The 19010-nt window shown below is 56.5% G+C and carries 29 protein-coding genes and 2 tRNA genes; 17 read left to right on the plus strand and 14 right to left on the minus strand.

Going from position 1 to position 19010, the window contains the following annotated elements; genetic code table 11:
• Positions 1–169 precede the first annotated feature (169 nt).
• The gene (locus RS9916_RS13790; RefSeq protein ID WP_007098145.1) at positions 170–628 is read left to right on the plus strand and encodes a cupin domain-containing protein; all 459 of its coding nucleotides are present in this window, start codon (positions 170–172) and stop codon (positions 626–628) included.
• Between the two features lie 236 nt (positions 629–864).
• Here the strand turns inward: RS9916_RS13790 and RS9916_RS04830 are convergent, their stop codons facing one another.
• From RS9916_RS04830 to RS9916_RS04845, 4 genes are all read right to left on the minus strand, one after another.
• Positions 865–1254, minus strand: a complete 390-nt coding sequence (locus RS9916_RS04830; RefSeq protein ID WP_007098146.1) for a putative quinol monooxygenase — start codon at positions 1252–1254, stop codon at positions 865–867.
• 165 nt (positions 1255–1419) lie between these two features.
• Positions 1420–1599, minus strand: coding sequence for a hypothetical protein (locus RS9916_RS04835; RefSeq protein WP_007098147.1), 180 nt, complete (start codon positions 1597–1599; stop codon positions 1420–1422).
• A 420-nt stretch (positions 1600–2019) separates the two neighbouring features.
• The gene (locus RS9916_RS04840; RefSeq protein WP_007098149.1) at positions 2020–3102 is read right to left on the minus strand and encodes a hypothetical protein; all 1083 of its coding nucleotides are present in this window, start codon (positions 3100–3102) and stop codon (positions 2020–2022) included.
• A gap of 60 nt (positions 3103–3162) precedes the next feature.
• Positions 3163–3453 (minus strand): DUF1651 domain-containing protein, encoded by a 291-nt coding sequence (locus RS9916_RS04845; protein WP_232199616.1) that lies wholly within the window; start codon positions 3451–3453, stop codon positions 3163–3165.
• Between the two features lie 95 nt (positions 3454–3548).
• Here RS9916_RS04845 and RS9916_RS04850 point away from each other — a divergent pair, with 95 nt between their 5' ends.
• Positions 3549–3743 carry a hypothetical protein gene (locus tag RS9916_RS04850; RefSeq protein WP_007098151.1) on the plus strand — a complete coding sequence of 65 codons (195 nt, stop codon included), beginning with the start codon at positions 3549–3551 and terminating at the stop codon, positions 3741–3743.
• A 474-nt stretch (positions 3744–4217) separates the two neighbouring features.
• Here the strand turns inward: RS9916_RS04850 and RS9916_RS04855 are convergent.
• Positions 4218–4291, minus strand: a tRNA-Pro gene (locus RS9916_RS04855).
• A gap of 76 nt (positions 4292–4367) precedes the next feature.
• On the opposite strand from RS9916_RS04855, the gene RS9916_RS04860 reads away from it, so the two are divergent.
• Both RS9916_RS04860 and RS9916_RS13515 read left to right on the plus strand, forming a co-directional pair.
• Positions 4368–4751, plus strand: a complete 384-nt coding sequence (locus RS9916_RS04860) for a PAS domain-containing protein (protein ID WP_007098153.1) — start codon at positions 4368–4370, stop codon at positions 4749–4751.
• Positions 4741–5961, plus strand: coding sequence for a PAS domain-containing sensor histidine kinase (locus RS9916_RS13515; protein WP_198003399.1), 1221 nt, complete (start codon positions 4741–4743; stop codon positions 5959–5961). Before RS9916_RS04860 ends, RS9916_RS13515 begins: the two co-directional genes overlap by 11 nt.
• Here RS9916_RS13515 and RS9916_RS04870 read toward each other — a convergent pair.
• Both RS9916_RS04870 and RS9916_RS04875 read right to left on the minus strand, forming a co-directional pair.
• Positions 5919–6344: a response regulator gene (locus tag RS9916_RS04870; RefSeq protein WP_232199527.1), complete on the minus strand. Its 426-nt coding sequence runs from the start codon at positions 6342–6344 to the stop codon at positions 5919–5921. The genes RS9916_RS13515 and RS9916_RS04870 overlap by 43 nt on opposite strands.
• A 50-nt stretch (positions 6345–6394) precedes the next feature.
• Positions 6395–6466: transfer RNA gene (locus tag RS9916_RS04875), tRNA-Lys, on the minus strand.
• Between the two features lie 136 nt (positions 6467–6602).
• Between RS9916_RS04875 and RS9916_RS04880 the strand changes: the two genes are divergently transcribed.
• The 8 genes from RS9916_RS04880 (at position 6603) to RS9916_RS04915 (ending at position 12840) form a co-directional block, all read left to right on the plus strand.
• The gene (locus RS9916_RS04880; protein WP_007098157.1) at positions 6603–7148 is read left to right on the plus strand and encodes a gamma carbonic anhydrase family protein; all 546 of its coding nucleotides are present in this window, start codon (positions 6603–6605) and stop codon (positions 7146–7148) included.
• 61 nt (positions 7149–7209) lie between these two features.
• On the plus strand, positions 7210–7332 hold the full coding sequence (locus RS9916_RS04885; protein ID WP_007098158.1) for a photosystem II protein Y: 123 nt from the start codon (positions 7210–7212) through the stop codon (positions 7330–7332).
• Between the two features lie 42 nt (positions 7333–7374).
• Positions 7375–8736 carry an FADH(2)-oxidizing methylenetetrahydrofolate--tRNA-(uracil(54)-C(5))-methyltransferase TrmFO gene (gene trmFO, locus RS9916_RS04890; RefSeq protein WP_007098159.1) on the plus strand — a complete coding sequence of 454 codons (1362 nt, stop codon included), beginning with the start codon at positions 7375–7377 and terminating at the stop codon, positions 8734–8736.
• Positions 8737–8787: 51 nt separating this feature from the next.
• Positions 8788–9759, plus strand: coding sequence for a cation transporter (locus RS9916_RS04895; protein ID WP_007098160.1), 972 nt, complete (start codon positions 8788–8790; stop codon positions 9757–9759).
• A 56-nt stretch (positions 9760–9815) separates the two neighbouring features.
• The gene (gene crtH / locus RS9916_RS04900) at positions 9816–11357 is read left to right on the plus strand and encodes a carotenoid isomerase (protein WP_007098161.1); all 1542 of its coding nucleotides are present in this window, start codon (positions 9816–9818) and stop codon (positions 11355–11357) included.
• A gap of 39 nt (positions 11358–11396) precedes the next feature.
• Positions 11397–11702 carry a hypothetical protein gene (locus RS9916_RS04905; protein WP_038023298.1) on the plus strand — a complete coding sequence of 102 codons (306 nt, stop codon included), beginning with the start codon at positions 11397–11399 and terminating at the stop codon, positions 11700–11702.
• A 20-nt stretch (positions 11703–11722) separates the two neighbouring features.
• Positions 11723–12277 carry a hypothetical protein gene (locus tag RS9916_RS04910; protein WP_007098163.1) on the plus strand — a complete coding sequence of 185 codons (555 nt, stop codon included), beginning with the start codon at positions 11723–11725 and terminating at the stop codon, positions 12275–12277.
• 134 nt (positions 12278–12411) lie between these two features.
• Entirely contained in the window at positions 12412–12840 is a 429-nt protein-coding gene (locus tag RS9916_RS04915) for a DUF805 domain-containing protein (protein ID WP_007098164.1), read from the plus strand.
• 123 nt (positions 12841–12963) lie between these two features.
• Here the strand turns inward: RS9916_RS04915 and RS9916_RS04920 are convergent, their stop codons facing one another.
• Entirely contained in the window at positions 12964–13704 is a 741-nt protein-coding gene (locus RS9916_RS04920) for a response regulator transcription factor (protein WP_050752301.1), read from the minus strand.
• Positions 13705–13805: 101 nt separating this feature from the next.
• Here RS9916_RS04920 and RS9916_RS04925 point away from each other — a divergent pair, with 101 nt between their 5' ends.
• On the plus strand, positions 13806–14075 hold the full coding sequence (locus tag RS9916_RS04925) for a DUF6761 family protein (protein WP_007098166.1): 270 nt from the start codon (positions 13806–13808) through the stop codon (positions 14073–14075).
• A 125-nt stretch (positions 14076–14200) separates the two neighbouring features.
• On the opposite strand, the gene RS9916_RS04930 is transcribed toward RS9916_RS04925, so the two are convergent.
• A complete protein-coding gene (locus RS9916_RS04930) occupies positions 14201–14488 on the minus strand; it encodes a hypothetical protein (RefSeq protein ID WP_038023300.1) in 288 nt (95 codons plus the stop codon).
• Positions 14489–14582: 94 nt separating this feature from the next.
• Here RS9916_RS04930 and RS9916_RS04935 point away from each other — a divergent pair, with 94 nt between their 5' ends.
• On the plus strand, positions 14583–14897 hold the full coding sequence (locus RS9916_RS04935) for a hypothetical protein (protein ID WP_007098169.1): 315 nt from the start codon (positions 14583–14585) through the stop codon (positions 14895–14897).
• A 113-nt stretch (positions 14898–15010) separates the two neighbouring features.
• Here the strand turns inward: RS9916_RS04935 and RS9916_RS04940 are convergent, their stop codons facing one another.
• The 5 genes from RS9916_RS04940 to RS9916_RS04960 all read right to left on the minus strand — a co-directional run bounded on the left by RS9916_RS04940 (position 15011) and on the right by RS9916_RS04960 (position 17329).
• Positions 15011–15289, minus strand: a complete 279-nt coding sequence (locus tag RS9916_RS04940; protein ID WP_038023303.1) for a hypothetical protein — start codon at positions 15287–15289, stop codon at positions 15011–15013.
• A gap of 98 nt (positions 15290–15387) precedes the next feature.
• Positions 15388–15711, minus strand: a complete 324-nt coding sequence (grxD, locus tag RS9916_RS04945) for a Grx4 family monothiol glutaredoxin (protein ID WP_007098171.1) — start codon at positions 15709–15711, stop codon at positions 15388–15390.
• Between the two features lie 60 nt (positions 15712–15771).
• The gene (locus RS9916_RS04950; protein WP_007098172.1) at positions 15772–16005 is read right to left on the minus strand and encodes a BolA family protein; all 234 of its coding nucleotides are present in this window, start codon (positions 16003–16005) and stop codon (positions 15772–15774) included.
• Positions 16006–16060: 55 nt separating this feature from the next.
• Positions 16061–16603, minus strand: coding sequence for a hypothetical protein (locus tag RS9916_RS04955; protein WP_007098173.1), 543 nt, complete (start codon positions 16601–16603; stop codon positions 16061–16063).
• A gap of 27 nt (positions 16604–16630) precedes the next feature.
• Entirely contained in the window at positions 16631–17329 is a 699-nt protein-coding gene (locus RS9916_RS04960) for a 1-acyl-sn-glycerol-3-phosphate acyltransferase (protein ID WP_007098174.1), read from the minus strand.
• Between the two features lie 144 nt (positions 17330–17473).
• Between RS9916_RS04960 and RS9916_RS04965 the strand changes: the two genes are divergently transcribed.
• The 3 genes from RS9916_RS04965 to RS9916_RS04975 all read left to right on the plus strand — a co-directional run bounded on the left by RS9916_RS04965 (position 17474) and on the right by RS9916_RS04975 (position 18952).
• Positions 17474–18220: a pyridoxine 5'-phosphate synthase gene (locus RS9916_RS04965; RefSeq protein WP_007098175.1), complete on the plus strand. Its 747-nt coding sequence runs from the start codon at positions 17474–17476 to the stop codon at positions 18218–18220.
• Positions 18220–18537 carry an MgPME-cyclase complex family protein gene (locus RS9916_RS04970; RefSeq protein ID WP_007098176.1) on the plus strand — a complete coding sequence of 106 codons (318 nt, stop codon included), beginning with the start codon at positions 18220–18222 and terminating at the stop codon, positions 18535–18537. Before RS9916_RS04965 ends, RS9916_RS04970 begins: the two co-directional genes overlap by 1 nt.
• Positions 18538–18634: 97 nt before the next feature.
• Positions 18635–18952 (plus strand): hypothetical protein, encoded by a 318-nt coding sequence (locus RS9916_RS04975; RefSeq protein WP_007098177.1) that lies wholly within the window; start codon positions 18635–18637, stop codon positions 18950–18952.
• The last annotated feature ends 58 nt before the right edge of the window (positions 18953–19010 follow it).

The raw sequence follows: 19010 nt of genomic DNA on the forward strand, positions 1-19010 counted from the left end.
GCCTTCCCCGTTCTTCTGCGGGTGACGATCAACAAGGGCCGATCATTCTTGTGCATGGCGGCGTGATTCACCGAATCCTGAACGCCACTGCAGGGGCGGCTGATGGTTTTGATTGACCCATGAAAGGGGACGAGTTTTCAGCCACAATGGGACAAGCAGCTCTAGTTGGATGAAGCGCCTACTCGCATTCGGCACCGTTGCTCTGGCATTGGCAGCATGTAGCCCTAACCAAAAACCCGTAACGTCGTCTGCTTCAACAAAACCTGTAATCCAAGAGGTCTTCACTAGTTCTGAGACTTTGAACGGAACTACTCTGAAATACCCAGCAGGCAAACCAGAGTTGCGCCTTTACCGAGTTGAAATCCCAGCCGGAGGAAAGATTCCTCTCCACACCCATCCAGCTCCAATGATGGTTTACGTGCAAGGTGTGAACTCTGGTTCCCTACTGAATACTCGTATACAACCTGATGGGAGTGAAATCAAGACTGTTTTCGAGCCTGGCGAGGCATTTGTCGAAGGCGCGAATGAGCCTCATTTCGTCGAAAATGTTGGCAAGAAACCAACAATTATTTGGGTTACAGTTGCTTCAGCCAAAGGCATGCCGACAACAGAATTTATTGGCGAATGAATCTATCAGCGCCGAAATCATCCTCCTTCCGACTCTTGAATGACCCAACAAGCTGGGTAGGACAAGAATCACTTAGCACTTTGTGGATCACCGCACGGGTAGCCAAAAGGAGGATCACGCTCCCTCCTTTAGCTTCAACCCTACTGAACGAGAGGCCTTTTTGAAGCACTGAATCAGTAGCGTCGACCCGCATTAGCTCTCACCGCATAGGAGGCGGGTTGCGCCTCCTATAACTTTTAGATCCTGCTGTAACCAAGCTTGGTCGAGAAAAGTTTAAGCGGCAGCCCAAAAGACTCCATAAGTTTTCTGCAATCACCGCCGACAGTTCCATAGACCTCAACACTGAAGCCATCACCAAGCTCGGCATGTTTCTGCAAATACTCCTGCACAGGAGGGTTGGCGACATGGGCACTAAAGGCCTCGTCATTTGCATAGACCTCTGACCACACGAAAGCTTGGGGATCATCTGGATCCTGATCAAACGTGTGATGGATCATCCCTGGCTCGGACGCCTGCACGGCTTCGTCCGTCACTCGGGCAAGCTCCAGATACTCGTCAACACAACCTGGCTTGACGTGGATTCGCGCAAGCAACATGAAGGGCGTGGACTTGTCGAAACTGGCCATTGGCACTCAATCGATGGTGTGATTTTTTCATGGATCTAGGTAAATGTCAGCTCATCTGACAAGCGGTTAATGCCGCCAGCACGTCATCACTGGTGCAGGCACTAAAAAACCCCACTCGTGGCGGGGCTTTTTGCCTCTTCTCTTCGATCAGAAGGTGGTCGTCATTCAACCAACAACGTAATCACCAATGGTGGGACCACCCGCTCGTTGCATCGTGCGGTTTACGGGGCCAGCAGGCGTGAAGTCAGCGACACCATTGACGAGATCCTTCAAGAATCCGCCGCCTTGCACGGCCTCCAGGTCGTCTTCGTTGATGGTTTGAGCGTCGAAAGTTTGAGTGGTCATGGTTTTGAAGTGAGTTGAGTGAGTGATGTGTGGGGTGTTGCCCCCTCGACTCCTTCAAGGTCACAGCCCTTCTGGTGATCCCCAGTGCATGGATGTGGTGTGGATGCAGGCAAGATCTGGTGAGGTGCTGGTGAACGGCCCAGAACCCAGGCACAGCCTTGTTTATGGGTCTCCTCCTCCTGCAGATAAGCAATAAAAAACCGCTCGTGTGGCGGGGCGGTGACAAAGGTTTTTTTAATTACATCCAGTTTTATCTGCCTCAGATTAATAGCACTCAATCAACCCAGGAATTGGAGGGAGGCTTGTGAGATTCTTGGCGATAAATAAAACCAGCTCAGGATAAGTAGTCACGCTTGGGAAGGCATATTCCGACTGACCAGCCATATGACTTGCTTAGATATTTTGATTTTTAATGTGTGCCTATATGAGGTAGCAACCTGCATAAAACCCATTCCCTGGTTTTTTGCTGCAAAACCACTCTTTGTTAAAGTTATCATATTCAATCTTTGCCTTCCCTCCAAGGGCGTCCACGCAGTCACCCCATTGGTGTAAAAATCCCATGGGCATCCATTCGTATGCCCAGCCTGGAGGGCAAGCATCATGCACGCGCACATCTCTGTTGCTTGGCGTTGATGTCAGAGCATTAATCACAGGTAGTTCCTGAACTGCTTTGCGTTGCTCCGTTGTACTTGCACCACCAAAGCGAACTTTTAGGTCTGCTGAAACTCTTGTGTCGAATGCTTCATCATGAGAGATGTTCACTCCAGCAGTTAAACCATTGCTGATCTCATAAGCCAGACGTCCGAGCACGCCTGAACCATCAGCAGTTCCAAGATCACCATGTTGGTAGTAGTAACCAACAGAAGCATTCAGCTCAGGGGTGATGAAATAACCAATATCAAGCCCGTAGGTATTGAGTGCACCTCCCTTATAAAACCAGTTCAGAAGTTGCTCAGTATCACCAACTGGAAGCAAGGCATAAGTATCAAAGTTCCAATTATTGGAGACGGCTTCTGCATTGACTGTGACCTGCTGGAAGAATGCACTCTTCTCTGTGCCGCTAACAACGATGCCTGTATCGGTCCCGCCTGTATTCATTGGGCGGCTGTCATAACCAGCATTCAGCCCGTACATCCAAGAGCGATCGCCGTTCAGCCAGCGATAACCAAGACGGGTAGACGTGCTGATGCTGGCTCCAGCCACATCTGTGTTGATGATGCTGCTATAGCCCTCACGATCAGCGAAATTGACGTTGGCGAGCGCGTCGAGGAACCAAACGCTGTTGTCGTTGACCTTCAAGGGCAAGAACCCACCGATGCCTGCTTGATTAGGCGTGCCAGCACCCTGCAGTGCTCCTTGGACGCCAACCCGTGGTTTGACGATGTCCTTGAGCTGAATGCTCATCACGCCAAGGTCTTCTGCGCTGCCGTCCTGTGCTTTCAGCGGGAGTGGGGAGATGCCAACAGCGGAGGCAAGAAGCCCAATGGACAGTCGGCGGAGCATGGATCAGGCGTCACTCCGCGCATGATGCCGAGCTTTGATTAATTGCGCTTGCAGCAGTCATCACCACCTGGGCTGACAGCGCTTCCAGCCTGTCTTCTGGATGTGGGTCCAGACCTCGATGGCGTTGTGGAGCAGCATCCGCCTGACGACTGGCGCCTTGCTGCCACGCATTGGTCTGGTTTCCAGCTCGATCGACTTGGCGTGAGCTAAGGGCATCGCATTCCGATAGCAGACGATCAGCTGCTCCTGCTCCTTCAGCAACCAGCCCTCCCCGTTCTTCTGGGGGTGACGATCAACAAGGGGCCAGTCTTCATTGGGCATGGCGCCATGGTCGGAGTGAACCCCGGGCACCGTTTCCAACAAAGAGTTCTGACCGCCTGCTGCAAACCTATCGCTGACGGATCCCAGGTCGATGGCTATGCCGTAATCAGCTCTCTAGCTGCTCGATGGATCTCTCGCACATGTCAGGTTTCGTCCTGATCGTGATTGGTGCAGTGGTATTCGTGACTGCGGTAATGCTTACCGCCTTCTGGGTGAGCGAGGCGGCTTTAGAGGCGATTAAGCAACGTGTCCAGGGCAAGCTGAACAACATGAGGCAGTCATTGCCGCGCATCTCGGTTCATCGCCGCAAAGCGGCATAGTTGCAACCCTTGCTCAGTCTTCGTTGCAGGCGACGGCAAGCGCCAAGTCGAGATAGAGGCGTTGCGCGATGGCCAAGAACTCATGCCTGTCTTTCACCTCGATGGTTCTCACTCGGGGCAATAAAACCGCTGCCTCCAGAGAAGCACAAGCTGCGCCCCAGCACCACGATCAGCGTCTGGTGATGTCCCCATGGCGGGGGACAGCGTGCAGCTAATCAGTAGGCCCGCTTCTTTTTGATGATATCTCTTGCGACATCTTCTGGTAGCTGGGGTTCATGGATTTGAACCCCTTGGTTTTCCTGCAACAGGCGAACGTAACGCCGTTGTTTGCGGTCACTCAAGCCTGCTGCAGTGATCACTACCAGTGGTCTTGTGCTCTCACCACACCGTGACCACACACGCCTTTGCGAGCAATAAAAAACCGCCCTGGGAGAGGCGGCCGAGAAGCCAGTTAGTTACTGGCTTTTGAAGGAGTCGGGGTAGAGGGATTTGAACCCCCGGCATCCTGCTCCCAAAGCAGGCGCGCTACCAAACTGCGCTATACCCCGGAACCCCAACTCTAGCGGTCGATGGGCTGCCAAGACCAAGGCATCTCCCTAGCCTTGCAATGAATGAGAGCAATGGATGGCCAGCGCCTGGAGCCCCGGAGCCGTTGCCGCACTGCGAGAGAGGCATGACCTTCCCTTCGTGCGCACTGATGCCGAGGGGCTTGTAGTGGAGTTCAATCGCCGGTTCAGGGAGATCTATGGCTGGGACGATGCGCTGATTGGCCAATCGATCGGCGCCATCCTGCCCAAAGAGTTCAGAGATCAGCACCACAGCGGCTTCTCCCGCTTCAAGCTCACGGAAACCTCGAAACTGATTAGTCACCCACTAGAGCTGGCCACCATCTGCAGCGATGGCACCAGTGTGCGCAGTGAGCACTACATCGTCGCTGAAAAATCTGCAGCCAGCTCCTGGAGCTTTGCCGCCACCCTGCGCCCGCTGGAAGGGCCCCATGCCTGCTGAACAGAACCCTGGACGGAGCCCTGGGGATCAGGAACTCCTAGCTCAATTACGTCAGTCGCTTGGGTTATTGCGCGTGGCCTTCGACAGCACCGATGAGGTGATGGTGATTGCAGATCACAACATGCGTATTCGTTGGGCCAACCAAAAAGCAGCTGATTGCTTTGGTGAAGGAATCACCGCTCTGCTTGTTGGTCAAACAATCGATCAATGCATTCAATGGCAACCGTGGATTGAGCACAGACGGCCATCTGATGACAACAGCCCTGCCCAAAAACCATTCCATGAACTCATTCTTGAGCAATCAGAAGGTGAGCACAAGCTACGGATCGGTCGCAAAAATCAACAGATCGAAGAAGGAGCGTTCTTTCCAGGACGATTGACATGGCGACAGATCACCAGCATGTCAGAGGCGTTTCACTTGATCATCATCAGAGATCTAGACCCCATCGAACAAAGTCTTGATCGCCAAAGAAGCTTCATTCAATCGTTGGCCCATGAACTGCGCACCCCTCTCGCCTTACTCACCGGTAACCTGAAGCGTTTAGACCGGTTGTTAGAGACATCCAGCAGAGCACAAACAAAGCTTGAATCAGCACAGCAGGAAACCGATCGTGTTAAACGACTTGTCGATAAACTGATGTTGCTGTCGGACCTCGAGACAGGTCGCTATCCCTGGAACTGGGAGGTTCTGCCCTTACAGACAGCATTGAAAGACTGGCAACAATCGCTCTCTAAAAAAAAGCAAACACATTTACACATTCGTGTGAATTCTCAAAACGCACTGATTCGCATTGATCGTCAAGCATTTCATCTCGTCTTGGATCAACTATTTGAAAACAGCCTGCAATTCAGCGATGGGCAAGCCACTGTGTCAATCGAAGCAGAAGTCACAAAGGATGCGATCAAACTGCTGTACCAAGACTCAGGCCCCGGACTTCGAGATACCGATCAGGATCAAATCGCCACCATTTTTGACCGCTTTCAACGACTGGAACAACACCGCAAAGCCCACCGCGCAGAAGGAGGTGGTTTGGGTCTCGCGCTGGCCAAGGAACTGATGGAAGGAATGGCAGGCACTCTCCAGCTCGCGAGCCCCCCGCACCAGTCAGAGCGACCTTGCGAAGGGACACAATTCTCCATTGGGTTTCAAAGGCAAATCTCCCGTCATCAGGCTGAACCCGACGATCGAGGCTGCTCCCCCGTCACATAGCGCGTGAGCAGGCGGGGTAAACGCTCAAACAATTGAGGCTTCAGGACGTAATCACTCGCTCCGGCATCGAGCACGCGCTGGCGGTAACTCGAATCACCATGCGCTGTCACGACCACCACAGGAATCGAGGATCGCTGCTCTCGCAGAGCATCCAGGCATGCAAAGCCGTCCATGACCGGCATCATCAGATCCAAAAGGATCAAGGCCACAGGCCGCTGTTGAAGGAGCGCCATCAGCTCGGCACCGTTGTCACAAAGCACAGGGTCGACACCGAGATCCTTTAGTTCTTCCTCCAGAAGAGTCCTGAGTCTTGGATCGTCGTCCACGACAGCGACGGAGACCGTGCGGTTCAGCGTGGTGCGATCCTCCACAACACGGAACACCAGTGCACTTTCATCTTGACCCAAGGTCAAAGACGGCGCAGTTAAAAAAATGGGTCGCCTGAGATTCGAACTCAGGACCAGCCGGTTAAAAGCCGGATGCTCTACCGCTGAGCTAGCGACCCTTCCAGAACCTTGGCGTTACGCCTGGGATCAGGAGTGCTCTTGGCACCAAGGAAACGTATCACCCGGTGCCACCCTCTTCCAAGCAGTGTTCACGGCTGAGAAGCGCAACAATCCATGCCAAGGCCCTCTGCCGTCATGAAGATGCACGATGACTCACCCCATTCCTGGCCAGAGCCTCAGATTTCACCCAATGCATGGGTGGCTTCCAGCGCGGTGGTGATCGGCGATGTGCAAATGGCTGACGGCAGCAGTCTCTGGCCAACAGCCGTCGCCCGCGCGGATCTAGCCAGCATCACGATTGGCGAAGGCAGCAACGTGCAAGACGGCGCTGTCTTGCATGGCGATCCAGGGGAACCCGTCACGATTGGGCGACACGTAACCATCGGACACCGGGCCGTGGTTCATGGGGCGACCCTGAAAGAGGGTTGCCTGATCGGCATCGGTGCCATCGTCCTAAATGGGGTGACCGTGGGAGAAGGAGCCCTAGTTGCCGCAGGCGCTGTGGTCACCAAAGACGTCCCACCCCGCACCTTGGTGGCCGGCATCCCGGCCCAGGTGAAGCGGGAATTCAGCGAAGAATTGGCGCAAAAGCAGATTCAGCACGCCATTCGCTATCGCGAATTGGCACAGGTGCATGCCACCCGAGTGCAGCCTGAAATGCTGCAAAACCAAACGAGCTGAAGCAACGATTCCGCTGAAGGCTGCGTGGTCTTTAAGATCGTTGGGATTTTTTGATGCACCCATGGACCTCCGGCTCGTCCTCGTGGCTTCCCCGATCCTTCTGGCACTGAGCTGGGCAGGGTTCAACATCGGCCGCGCTGCCGTTGGTCAGCTCCAGCTGATGATCAAGCGCAGCCGCGCCTGATCCACCGCTCCTTAAGGTTGAGGCTCAGCGATTGCCTCGACCTTGAGCACAGCACCAACCGTTGTCGTGATCGGTGCTGGCCTCGCCGGCACCGAAGCGGCGTGGCAGATCGCCAATGCGGGCGTCAAGGTTCGCCTTATCGAAATGCGGCCGATGAAACGCTCACCGGCCCACCACAGTAGTGAGTTTGCTGAGCTTGTCTGCAGCAACAGCTTTGGAGCTCTGAGCAGTGATCGTGCAGCTGGCCTCCTGCAGGAAGAGTTAAGGCGCCTGGGCTCTCTGGTCATCCGCACCGCCGACACCCACGCTGTGCCCGCCGGTGGTGCACTCGCTGTTGATCGTGGTCGTTACAGCGCAGCCCTGACAGCCGCCCTGGAAGAGCACCCCTTGGTGACGATCGAGCGGCGTGAGCAGCTTTCACTGCCTGCGAATGATCAAATCACTGTGTTGGCCACAGGGCCACTCACCAGCGAAGCCCTCGCGGAAGATCTGCGTGGCTTCACCGGACGTGAAGACTGCCACTTTTTTGATGCAGCCAGCCCCATCGTGGAAGGGGAAAGCATCGACATGGACAAGGCCTTTCGAGCCAGCCGTTATGACAAGGGTGATGCTGATTACATCAACTGCCCGATGAATCAGGAGCAGTACCTCGCGTTTCGTGAGGCACTCCTGGAAGCAGAACAGGCGGAGCTCAAGGACTTCGAGAAAGACAGTGCCACCTTTTTCGAGGGATGCCTTCCCATCGAAGAACTGGCTCGGCGTGGTGAAGACACCATGCGCTACGGCCCCCTCAAACCGATTGGTCTCTGGGATCCCCGGTGGGGCGATGTCAATGATCGCGACGTGCGCCGCGCTAAACGGGCCTATGCCGTGGTGCAACTACGCCAAGAAGACAAGGACGGTCGACTCTGGAACTTGGTGGGATTTCAGACCAATCTCAAGTGGGGAGAGCAGAAACGTGTTCTGCGGCTGATTCCCGGTCTAGAGGAGGCGGAATTTGTGCGCTTTGGGGTGATGCACCGCAACACCTTTCTGGAAGCACCTGAGCTACTTGAGCCAACACTGCAATTCAGACGCCGCGAGCGGCTACTGGCCGCAGGGCAAATCACGGGGACGGAGGGCTATGCCGCTGCAGTGGCAGGCGGGTGGTTGGCGGGCACCAATGCTGCACGTCTGGCCAAGGGTCAGGCCCCAATGACATTGCCCCCCACCTGCATGATTGGCGCCCTTACCCACTTCATCAGTGAGGCTCCCTCAGGCAAGTTTCAGCCGATGCCACCCAATTTCGGACTGCTCCCTGAACTGCCCGAGCGAATCCGTGACAAGCGCCGCCGCTACGGCGCCTACCGAGACAGAGCCCTCAACGATTTGGCCACCGCAACGATGGTGCCAGCAGCGGCATAAGGCTGCACATGTAGTCCCGCTGCTACCAAAAGGGAAACGGGCTACGCCTCCATGGCATCTGCTGACGTTTCTGGGGAGCATCCAATACGCACTGATCACCATCGTCTGATCGAACAACGCTCGTTGCGCATTGGTGTGATTGCCAGTGCCCTCATGGCGGTGGCCGGACTCTGGGTGCACGTGCTGTCCGGGTCCTATGCGTTGCTCCTCGATGGGCTGTATTCCGCAGTCATGGTGGGATCAGGTCTGGTGGCAGCCAGGATCAGTCGCAATGTGGTGCGTCCCCCTGACCGGGCTTACCCCTATGGCTACGACGGCCAGGAAGCGCTCTATGTGTTGTTTCGGTCTCTTGTGCTGATCGGCGTGTTGACCTTTGCAGCGGCAGCCGGTCTAGCCACGGTGATTGATTACGCCAAAGGGCAAACCATCCCGGAAGTAGTGCTGGGTCCGGTCGCCCTTTATTCCGTCGGGATGGTGGTGATTTGCTGGGGACTGGCCTGGTGCCACGACCGGGACTGGCGCAGAACGGGAGCGCAATCGCAATTGCTGCTCACCGAAGCGCGTGCCGCTCGCGTGGATGGACTGATCAGTGGGCTAACGGGCCTTGCCCTACTGAGCACTCCTTTGCTTCGAGAGACCCCTTTGGCTGTTCTGACGCCCATTACCGATTCCCTGCTGGTGCTGGTGGTGAGTGCCGTAGTGCTGCGCGAACCCCTGCAGGCGTTCCTCACCGCCCTGAGCCAAACCGCCGGTGCCTCAGCCGAAAGTGACACGGTGCGATCCACGCGTGCCGCCCTGGAAGACCTCCTCGCTGGCCTGTCCTGCTGGCTGCTAGACCTCACGGTGATGCAGGTGGGACGCACGGCGTTTGTGGTCGTCTATCTCAACCCCAGCCAACCCATGGATGGGGCCGCCATTGACCTGCTGCGGTTACGCATTGAGGAACGCTGCCGGCAGTTGATGACCCGCCCGGTGCGCTCCGAAGTGATCCTCACAGCAACCCCGCCGTTTCCCGTTCACTGACCAATCACCGCAGTCTTGCCAGCACCTAGGGTTCACACCTTGAGACGACTGCCGCTGTGAGCCAACCCGCCTGGGACGTGATCGTGATCGGCTCCGGAATCGGCGGTCTGGTCACAGCCTCCCAGCTGGCAGCCAAGGGGGCCAAAACCCTTGTGCTGGAAAGGTATTTGATCCCCGGTGGGTCTGGGGGCAGCTTCCACAGAAAGGGCTACACCTTCGACGTGGGTGCATCGATGATCTTCGGGTTCGGGGAGAACGGTCACACCAACCTGCTCACCCGCGCTCTGGCGGATGTCGGTCAACGCTGCGAGACCGTGCCCGATCCTGTGCAGCTGGAATATCACCTTCCTGGTGGTCTGACCATGGCTGTCGACCGCGACTACGACAACTTCATTGCTCGCATGAGCGCCCGCTTCCCCCACGAGGCGAAAGGAATCCAAGCGTTCTATGACACCTGTTGGCAGGTGTTCCGCTGTCTGGATGCGATGCCCCTGCTATCGCTCGAGGACCCCGCTTACCTCGCCAAGGTGTTCTTCCGAGCTCCCTTAGCCTGTTTGGGACTGGCACGCTGGCTGCCCTTCAACGTTGGAGACGTCGCCCGCAAACACATCCGTGATCAGGAGTTGCTGCGCCTGATCGACATGGAGTGCTTCTGCTGGTCGGTGATGCCTGCCGATCGCACCCCAATGATCAATGCCGGCATGGTGTTCTCAGACCGTCATGCCGGCGGGATCAATTACCCCAAAGGCGGGGTGGGCGTGATCGCTGAAAAACTGGTGGCAGGGTTGGAAGCCCATGGTGGGAGCATCCGCTACAAGGCTCGCGTCTCCCAGGTGCTGGTGGAGAACGGAACTGCTGTTGGAGTGCGCCTGGCCGATGGCGAGGAGATCAGAGCGCGGCGCGTGGTCAGCAATGCCACCCGTTGGGACACCTTCGCAGGCGAAGGCTCATCCAGGTCAACCCTGGTGGATGCCGAGCACACTCCTTCTGGGGAATCCACCTGGCGGCGCCGCTATCAACCCTCCAGCTCGTTTCTCTCCCTCCATCTCGGCGTGAAAGCCGAGGTGATTCCCGACGGACTGCATTGCCACCACCTGCTGCTGGAGGACTGGCGCGCAATGGAAGCGGAACAGGGAGTGATTTTCGTCTCAATCCCGACCTTGCTGGATCCGTCTTTGGCGCCCGATGGTCACCACATCGTGCACACCTTCACGATGAGCGACATGCGGCACTGGAAAGGGTTAGCTCCCAAGGCCTATGCAGCGAAGAAAGAAGGTGATGCTGCGCGACTGATCGAGCGCCTGGAAGCGCTTCTCCCTGGGCTCTCGAAGGCGATCGACGTGCAGGAAATCGGCACGCCGCGAACCCATCGTCGCTTCCTGGGCCGGATGGGAGGGACCTATGGCCCCATCCCCCTAGGCCGTTTACCTGGCCTGCTGCCGATGCCCTTCAATCGCACCGGTCTTGAACACCTGTATTGCGTTGGTGATTCCTGCTTCCCGGGACAAGGCCTGAATGCGGTCGCCTTCAGTGGTTACGCCTGCAGCCACCGAATCGGAGCTGATCTCGGATTGAATGCGTGGGCATTGCCAGCTTGATCTGGCACGCACGAACGTGCCAGTCGCTTCCTAGGCTCGATGCCGTGGCGAAAGTCTGATTTGAATCGCCCTGAGCAGCCGGGAGCCCACGAGCTGGCCCAATATCTCGAAAGCCGCGGTGAGCTCAGCAAACCGTGGAATTTGCAGTTATTGCGGCTGGCCAAACTCAAGGAATCCCGCAATCAATTGAGCCAGGAAGAGTACCTTTCTGCCATCAAAGATGCACACGCTGATTTGATGCGTCTGGGCGAGTTCTGGAAAGGACGTGAAGCCGAGGTGTTTGGTGGTGAATACATCCCTCCTGAAATCATCGAACCACTGCCCGGTTCAGCCGACGACCGCTAACCCCTAGCCACACCTTCCGCATGACCATCGCGCGTCGTTTCCAGCTCTCGCCACTGATCCGCTTCACTCTTCTTGCTGTATATCTGGCGTTAGTGGTCCCCTTACCCCTGCTCGCTCCTGTGGGACTGCGGCCTTGGCTTCTTATCGCATCCATCACAGGGCTGGGATTGGTTGTCGCCCTGCTTTCAGAACAGGTCACTGTCAACGCCACAGGCTTGAACGTCGGCTATCCCAGCTGGTGCAACTGGTTGTTGCGGCGAGGTTGGTGCCTCAATTGGGACGAAATCCGCGGCTTGGTTCCTGTGGGGACAAGCCAGGGGGGAACGGTGTATTACTTCACCACCCACGACCAGCGTCATCAACTGCTTCCCCAGAGGCTGGAATCATTCCAAGACTTTCTTGGCCTTGTGGAACAACACACCAACCTTGACACCTCAACAATCGGTCGACTCACCCCTCCGTGGACCTATCAACTGTTAGCGGGACTTGCTGTCTCCATGTTGATTGGCGAAGCAACCCTTGGCTTAGCCATCGGTCAGGGGTGGCTAATCATGCCGGCAACTGTTTCAAGCTGAAGGTCGGCTTGAAGCGCTAGGCGCTTCCCTACGACACGACGCTGCGTCAAAGATCAATGGATGTGAAAAACATCTAAAGACCATTGAATCGCATCCGAGGAAATGAGACCCTGATCATGTGATGTCGAAAAAGCATGAATCAGATTCTCAAACTTGTTGATTACCGGGGAGAGCTAGGGCGACTGGCTTACTTCTCAAGAAGTATCTACAGAATCCCACTCATGATCGCAGTGATTGCGATCAACTTCGGCCTCAAACTGTTGCTCGGCTATCCCCCCAGCGTTGAACTTTTTCAGACATCCCTGACGGATCCACTGGTGACGGTGATGTCACTTGTATTCTTTCTTCCCCTCACCATCCGCAGAGCAAACGATGCGGGTATCAGCTTTTGGTGGGTCATCTTTTTCGAGATTCTTTATCTTGTACCAGAGCCTTCAGAAGACATGGCGTCTTACGGCATTTATACGTTATTGGTCTCAATTCCATACTTAGTCTGGTGTCTGATCATCGTGTTCAAGCCCGGCAAAGCCCTGAGAGGACACCGTCGCTCCAATGCAACTTAAGAGGGGAGAAAAAGTGAACTCTGCGAACGCATCCAAGTTCCCTGGTCATTTCACAACTGGCAAAAGCAATTGAGATAAGTTCCCCGCTTTTGAAACTAACCGACTCAATGGATCAGGGCTACGTCATGCTGGTACGTGATCCAAACTGAAGCGATAGCCCTGCTGACGGACTGTCGTAATCCCACCTCCATCACCAAGCCCTGCCTGCTCCAATTTGCGACGAAGCGTCAGAATCTGAGTATCCACTGATCGAGGCCCACCACTGAAGGGAGGCCAGGCCATCCTCAGAAGGTCCTGACGACTACGCACCACGCCAGGTGGCATCAACAGTGCACAGAGCAGTGCAAACTCACGCGGACTGAGCTCAACAGGCTTTTCGCGCAAAGTGACCTGACGAAGCAGCAAATGCACTTCCAGTGGGCCCACGGTGACCCGCTCTTGCAGACCGGAGCGCCCACGCTTGAGCAGGGTGCGACAGCGAGCAGCCAGTTCTTCCAGACCAAATGGCTTGCGCAACACATCGTCAGCCCCTTCATCCAAAAGGCCCACCACAGGCTCAGCCCCGCCGCGGGCGGTCAGCACGATCACAGGGCAGCGCAAATGCTGAGCAAGGCGCAAGGCAGAACTGCGCTCGAGCAGCTCTGCACTCACAAGCAGATCAGGAGATTGCTCCTGACAAACCTCCAGAGCTTCTGCGGCAGTGCCAACCGCAGCCGTGAGGTGCCCGTCCTGACGCAAACGCTGCACCAACACAGTGCGGAGCGTGGGATGAGGCTCAACGATGAGCACCCGCGATGGCTCCCTGGGGAGGGTGGCTGCAGGCACAGGAGCAGTCGCCGGCGACTGCAAGACACCTACTGGCATCAGATCGCGGGATGAGGAGGTCACATCAGTTGACAGTGCGCACTTACGCTAAGCCCAATTCAATGGCACGCTGGTAGCAGAGGCTGCCGTCCTCACAGGTCATGACATCCCTGCAACATCCACAAGCGATCCGACACTTCCAGTCGCTTTGTGATGCCTGCCAGGAGCTGACGCACCGCTATCACAGCCCATCCGAGCTTCGCCTGTATGCAGACGGGTATCTCCACGCCCTACGACGCAGTGAGTGCCTTGAGTCACGCGAGCTCGCCAAGCTCGAGATGCTGATCGACCGTTGGATCCTTGATCCATCCAGCTTCATCGGCCCGGATGGCGACATGGGCACCTTGTATCGCCAACCTGAGCTGAACTGATCCAAACCCCTCCCAGGCTTTGCGATCGTTGGGTTTCGACCGACACGCCCAATCGAGTTCTGCGCGCACCGCACGAATTGAGAAGCGCGTGGACGACTGCAATAGAGGAAATCCTGGCTGAGGATTCACAAAAGAAGGCCCATGAAAAACATCCCCAACAAAACAAAATAAGTCGTGGAGATCATCGTTCCACAAAACGCAGTGATGCGTTCTCTGGATGATTGCGACAGCCCGAGAAGGCCGAGGCTAAAGGCGACAGCCTCCAACAACAGACCAAAAAGAACAATAAATGGGACAAACAACCATCCTGTTTGCACAGGAGCCGAGGCGACATAAAGAGCCAACAGCGCGAATGGCACGATGGAAAGCACTGCAGAGCCAATGCCAACACGAGAAAAACCGGCTCGTTGCATTGAACTCGAACGCCTTGACACGACTATCGCACATCGATTTTGGCGATCTGCCCGTTCGCCAAGAGACCAGCAATAATGGTGTAAGGAATGATCGATGCAGATGAACTCCTTAAGGCTGCTCACAATCGCTTCCGCCGCTTGTTTCGCTTCACTCTCCATTCCCGTTAATGCTGGCGAGTATCAGGGAACCTGCTTTTTCAATGCCAAGAAGATGGCCTGCTCTGTCAGTCAAAACCCATACACAATGACCATGCGATGGGATGACGGAGTGACTGAGACCTACAGCCATCAAGGCAACGGCGTTTTTATTGATGAGCGCGGAGGGGTTTGGCAAAGCAACCCAAATGCACCCAAGGGTATTTGGCTTGAGCACGCCAATGGCAACTCAATTGGTTTTGTAGAAGATTAATCGCAAGTCGTCGGCAATCTGCTTCATTCCAAGGCAAGAACGCGGGGATCAAACAACCTCGCAAACAAAGAACGCACTGGAATGACAAATCCAGACCAGCGAATCAGCAACAGCTAACCGACTAGCAGCTGACGGATCAAGCAGAGATTCGGTTTTTCTGCGTCAATCGCAGCACGCATCTCTTGCGGCAGCCTGGCCTCCAGAACGGACTGCTTTTTCATCTCAGCAGCAAGGCGCTCACGAAAGTCCCCGAAAGCAGCGAGATAGAGCTCTGCCATCTCTTGCGACAGAGGGATCACTTCCAGAGCCTGCTTGAAATGGAAATAGGTGGACGTCCAGGCGATCAACTCATCCAGGCTGTTAACACCCAGCTCATTGTCAGCAATCAACATCGCTTGAATCAATCGAACGTTCGACTTCGGTCGGCTAAGACCCAATAAAAAGGAGCCCCCTGGAAGGGCTCCTAAAGATCCAGAATGCAGCTGAACGCTCAGCTGGCCAGAGCAATCTCCAGCTTCTCCTTGAGCTCCCCGGAGTTATACATCTCAATCAGGATGTCAGATCCGCCGATGAATTCGCCCTTCACATAGACCTGAGGAATGGTCGGCCACTCTGAGAACTCCTTAATGCCCTGACGAATCTCCATATCCGACAGCACATCAAAAGTCTCAAACGCCATGCCCATCGCGTTGAGGATTTGAACAACGTTGTTGGAGAAGCCACACTGAGGCATCAGCTTCGTGCCCTTCATGAACACAAAGATGGGGCTGGTTTGGATCAGGGCTTCAATGCGTTCCTTGGTCTGGCTGTCCATCGGAAAGAGAAAAGAGAAGGGACGAGGAAAAGAGAAGGGACGAGGAGTGGAAGTGAGGAGTCAGTCCGGTGTGGACGTGTTGAGAGCCAGAGCGTGAATGGCCTCGCTGGCCAGCTGATCACGGAGGGCCCCATACACCAGCTGGTGCTGCTTGATCCGAGACAGACCACTGAATCCAGAGGAGACAACCGTCACCTGGAGGTGATCTCCTCCTCCCGTGAGGTCCTCAATGTCGACCTTGGCATCAGGCAGGGCCTGGCGGATCGCCGCGGCCACTGCATCGGGTTGAACCATGGTTAAGGGGAGTCCTGAAGGGTGATGCTGCCAGATCGCTCAAAGCGTGAATGGCTTAGTTGCCGCCCACCTTCGCAGCTGAGAAGGGAGTCTCCACAAACCCCAGTTCCAGCAGGCTCTGATAAGCCTTCTGACCTTGCGGGTTGGAAGGCGTCATCAAACGCACCACCTCAACGAGAACCGGCACAGCGACTTCGGGTTGATTCTGACGACGGAACAAGGCTGCCAAGCGCAGGTTGGATTCCGCCAGCAAACCCAGCGCTGCACGCCCCTTGGTGTCCATCTCTCTGGGGATACGGGCATCCAATCCCCGGAACGCTCCGCTGAGATCGCGATAGAACGCCAGAAGCTGCTTTGAAGCAGCACGGGCTGTGTCGTAGTCCTTACGAGCTTGTTCGAGGTTCCCGGACGCAACCGCAGCGTCACCACGGTTGAGGAGGGACTGAACTGCAGCAGTGTTGAAGCCAGCACCTTCAGAAGCCAGCACTTTGGTGGCTTCGGCAGAGCCTTGCTCACCGGACTGCGCCAACGCTGAACAGGGAGCACCCGCAAGGCCGGCGACCAATGCGAGAGCTGTCAGGGAAAGGCGGGAACGCATGAACAATGCACAACGTTTGCGCGGACTTTAAGGGGAGAGCAAGGGGCGTCCCACCGCAGCACGGGCCGCTTGTTCAGCTGATTGCATGCGTTCCGACAACAACGCGTTGAAGGCCTTGGTGGCCTCGCGACCACTGGCATCAGCCTTCAACGGCTCTGCGAAGCAAATGGCCGAAGTGCCGCGGAAGCGGGGGCGCACTTCGCTGTAAGCCAGGCCCACCGGGACCACCTGCACCGGCACCCCCTGACGGGTGGCGAGTTGTGACAGACGTGCCAGACCCTGCTGAAGACGAATCGGTTCATCCGTTCGGTTGATTCGCCCCTCGGGAAACACCACCAGCTGCTGGCCCGCTGCCAGGAGATCAATGGCAAACCGAAGCGTGGTCATCGACGGCTTTCCCTGGTCAACCGCGAAACAACCGAGGCGGTGCAGGAACCACCCCTGAAGGCCCTCCATTTCCGTCCGGGTGACCATGAAACGGCAGTCGCGGTCAGTGACCCGACGACCCGCTGCCATCGGCAGCATCAGCGCATCCCATCGCGCGCGGTGGGTGGGAGCCAGCAGAACGGGACCTTGCTGCGGTAGGTGCTCCGCACCCAACACGATGCGCTCGCGGAAATAACCCTTAAGGGCCACATCCTGAGTCAGCAACATCGCCAGAGGAGCCCAAAAAGGATCAATCCCCGAGCTGAGAGCTTGTTCGCGAGTCGCCAGGCTCGAGGTCACCGCGAAGGCTCAACCAAATCAATACCGACAGAAATTACGCGCAGGAAAGGCCTTTGCGGCTGCATGCAGGGCAGTTGATCCTTCGGCCTGTCCCCGCCGCATCAGAACGCTCTGCATAGAGTCGTTTCACCAGCAGTTCGACCTGTGGCAAGCCTCGGCGTCAACATCGATCACATTGCCAATGTTCGTCAGGCCCGACAGACCGTTGAACCCGATCCGGTGACGATGTGTCTGCTTGCTGAACTCGGAGGCGCAGACGGCATCACCGTTCACCTGCGCGAAGACCGTCGACACATCCAAGATCGCGACGTGGAACTGCTGCGTCAGACCGTTCGCAGCCGCCTGAACCTGGAAATGGCAGCCACCGGGGAGATGCAAACCATCGCCCTTCGGATCAAACCCGACATGGTCACCCTGGTGCCCGAACGTCGAGAAGAAGTGACCACGGAGGGCGGGCTCGATGTGGCCGGTCAGATCCCCAGCCTGACCTCCATGGTGCAAACCCTTCAGGGTTCGGGGATTCCCGTGAGTCTGTTTGTGGATCCTGAGCTGGGCCAACTCAAGGCCTGTCAAGCGACGGGAGCGCGATGGGTTGAACTGCACACCGGCACGTACGCCGAAGCCTCCTGGGATGAGCAGCCAGCGGAACTGGCAAGGCTCACAGAAGCCACAGCCCAGGCTCGGGCACTGGGATTAAGAGTGAATGCTGGCCACGGACTCACCTACCAAAACGTTGAACCTGTGGCTGCCATCGAAGGGATGGAGGAACTCAACATCGGCCACACGATCGTGGCGCGCGCCCTTGCCGTGGGATTGCAGGCCGCTGTTCAAGAGATGCGGACTCTGGTCCAGAATCCCCGCCGTGACCCCCTGTTCGGACGTCTGAACTGATGACCACCTACCACTTCGTTGCCGCCAGCGAACGCTTCCTCACCGAGGAAGAGCCCCTGGAGGAAGTGCTGAAGGAACGCCGACGTCACTACGCCGAACAGGGAAAGGAGATTGATTTCTGGTTGGTGCGCCGCCCAGCATTCCTCCAGGCACCTGAAATGGCATCTGTGGCCGCCGAAGTGCCGCAGCCAGCGGCCGCCGTGGTGTCCACCGACCCCACCTTCATCACCTTCATGAAGTTGCGCCTGGAGTTTGTGCGTGAGGGTCGTTTTGAAGCACCGACCGCCACCATCAGCGATGCTCTGGCCCAGGCCTAAGCATCCCGTCTGAACAACGATCAATGACAAGGGCCCGTGCAGATCACCGCTCGCCCCGGGGATCGATTAACACGGGCTTCGCCATAGAAAGGGAGTGATGCAGGCCAACAAACTCCCCGTGCCTCAACAAATTGGGCTCCTGGTCAAGGCCCTGGATGGAGCCAAGCGCACCAATGAAGCCCTGGCCAAATGCGCCAACGGGGACGAAATGATCGAAATTCTTCTGGGGGCGTCCGCAAAACTGGGACTGTCGCTGACCCGACGCGACCTGATGGAGACGCCACCCATCCGAGACTGGATCTGGTTCCGCAACAACGATCCTCTGTTCACCGTGGGGGATAGCAAACCCCGCTACCAACAGAACATCGACCGCCCTGAACCCAGCGAACGCAAAAAGTTTCTCGGCCTGTTCTGAGCGCTCCCTAATCAGTCAGAATGAACCGATCTGCAAGTCATCTTGACCGGTGTCTGGA

It is taken from the genome of Synechococcus sp. RS9916 (genome assembly GCF_000153825.1).
Lineage (GTDB): Bacteria > Cyanobacteriota > Cyanobacteriia > PCC-6307 > Cyanobiaceae > Synechococcus_C.

What these genes read in the sequence shown, in the direction of transcription:
- RS9916_RS04975 (WP_007098177.1), top strand. Translation starts at nt 18,635, where the DNA reads ATGCAGGCCAACAAACTCCCCGTGCCTCAACAAATTGGGCTCCTGGTC.
- RS9916_RS04970 (WP_007098176.1), top strand. Translation starts at nt 18,220, where the DNA reads ATGACCACCTACCACTTCGTTGCCGCCAGCGAACGCTTCCTCACCGAG.
- RS9916_RS04920 (WP_050752301.1), bottom strand. Translation starts at nt 13,704, where the DNA reads ATGCCAGTAGGTGTCTTGCAGTCGCCGGCGACTGCTCCTGTGCCTGCA.
- RS9916_RS04905 (WP_038023298.1), top strand. Translation starts at nt 11,397, where the DNA reads ATGCCGTGGCGAAAGTCTGATTTGAATCGCCCTGAGCAGCCGGGAGCC.
- RS9916_RS04895 (WP_007098160.1), top strand. Translation starts at nt 8,788, where the DNA reads ATGGCATCTGCTGACGTTTCTGGGGAGCATCCAATACGCACTGATCAC.
- RS9916_RS04830 (WP_007098146.1), bottom strand. Translation starts at nt 1,254, where the DNA reads ATGGCCAGTTTCGACAAGTCCACGCCCTTCATGTTGCTTGCGCGAATC.
- RS9916_RS04910 (WP_007098163.1), top strand. Translation starts at nt 11,723, where the DNA reads ATGACCATCGCGCGTCGTTTCCAGCTCTCGCCACTGATCCGCTTCACT.
- RS9916_RS04835 (WP_007098147.1), bottom strand. Translation starts at nt 1,599, where the DNA reads ATGACCACTCAAACTTTCGACGCTCAAACCATCAACGAAGACGACCTG.
- RS9916_RS13790 (WP_007098145.1), top strand. Translation starts at nt 170, where the DNA reads ATGAAGCGCCTACTCGCATTCGGCACCGTTGCTCTGGCATTGGCAGCA.
- RS9916_RS04930 (WP_038023300.1), bottom strand. Translation starts at nt 14,488, where the DNA reads ATGCAACGAGCCGGTTTTTCTCGTGTTGGCATTGGCTCTGCAGTGCTT.
- RS9916_RS04940 (WP_038023303.1), bottom strand. Translation starts at nt 15,289, where the DNA reads ATGTTGATTGCTGACAATGAGCTGGGTGTTAACAGCCTGGATGAGTTG.
- RS9916_RS04885 (WP_007098158.1), top strand. Translation starts at nt 7,210, where the DNA reads ATGGACCTCCGGCTCGTCCTCGTGGCTTCCCCGATCCTTCTGGCACTG.
- RS9916_RS04860 (WP_007098153.1), top strand. Translation starts at nt 4,368, where the DNA reads ATGGCCAGCGCCTGGAGCCCCGGAGCCGTTGCCGCACTGCGAGAGAGG.
- grxD (WP_007098171.1), bottom strand. Translation starts at nt 15,711, where the DNA reads ATGGACAGCCAGACCAAGGAACGCATTGAAGCCCTGATCCAAACCAGC.
- RS9916_RS04925 (WP_007098166.1), top strand. Translation starts at nt 13,806, where the DNA reads ATGACATCCCTGCAACATCCACAAGCGATCCGACACTTCCAGTCGCTT.
- RS9916_RS04935 (WP_007098169.1), top strand. Translation starts at nt 14,583, where the DNA reads ATGCAGATGAACTCCTTAAGGCTGCTCACAATCGCTTCCGCCGCTTGT.
- RS9916_RS04955 (WP_007098173.1), bottom strand. Translation starts at nt 16,603, where the DNA reads ATGCGTTCCCGCCTTTCCCTGACAGCTCTCGCATTGGTCGCCGGCCTT.
- RS9916_RS04840 (WP_007098149.1), bottom strand. Translation starts at nt 3,102, where the DNA reads ATGCTCCGCCGACTGTCCATTGGGCTTCTTGCCTCCGCTGTTGGCATC.
- RS9916_RS04950 (WP_007098172.1), bottom strand. Translation starts at nt 16,005, where the DNA reads ATGGTTCAACCCGATGCAGTGGCCGCGGCGATCCGCCAGGCCCTGCCT.
- RS9916_RS04880 (WP_007098157.1), top strand. Translation starts at nt 6,603, where the DNA reads ATGAAGATGCACGATGACTCACCCCATTCCTGGCCAGAGCCTCAGATT.
- RS9916_RS04850 (WP_007098151.1), top strand. Translation starts at nt 3,549, where the DNA reads ATGGATCTCTCGCACATGTCAGGTTTCGTCCTGATCGTGATTGGTGCA.
- RS9916_RS13515 (WP_198003399.1), top strand. Translation starts at nt 4,741, where the DNA reads ATGCCTGCTGAACAGAACCCTGGACGGAGCCCTGGGGATCAGGAACTC.
- RS9916_RS04915 (WP_007098164.1), top strand. Translation starts at nt 12,412, where the DNA reads ATGAATCAGATTCTCAAACTTGTTGATTACCGGGGAGAGCTAGGGCGA.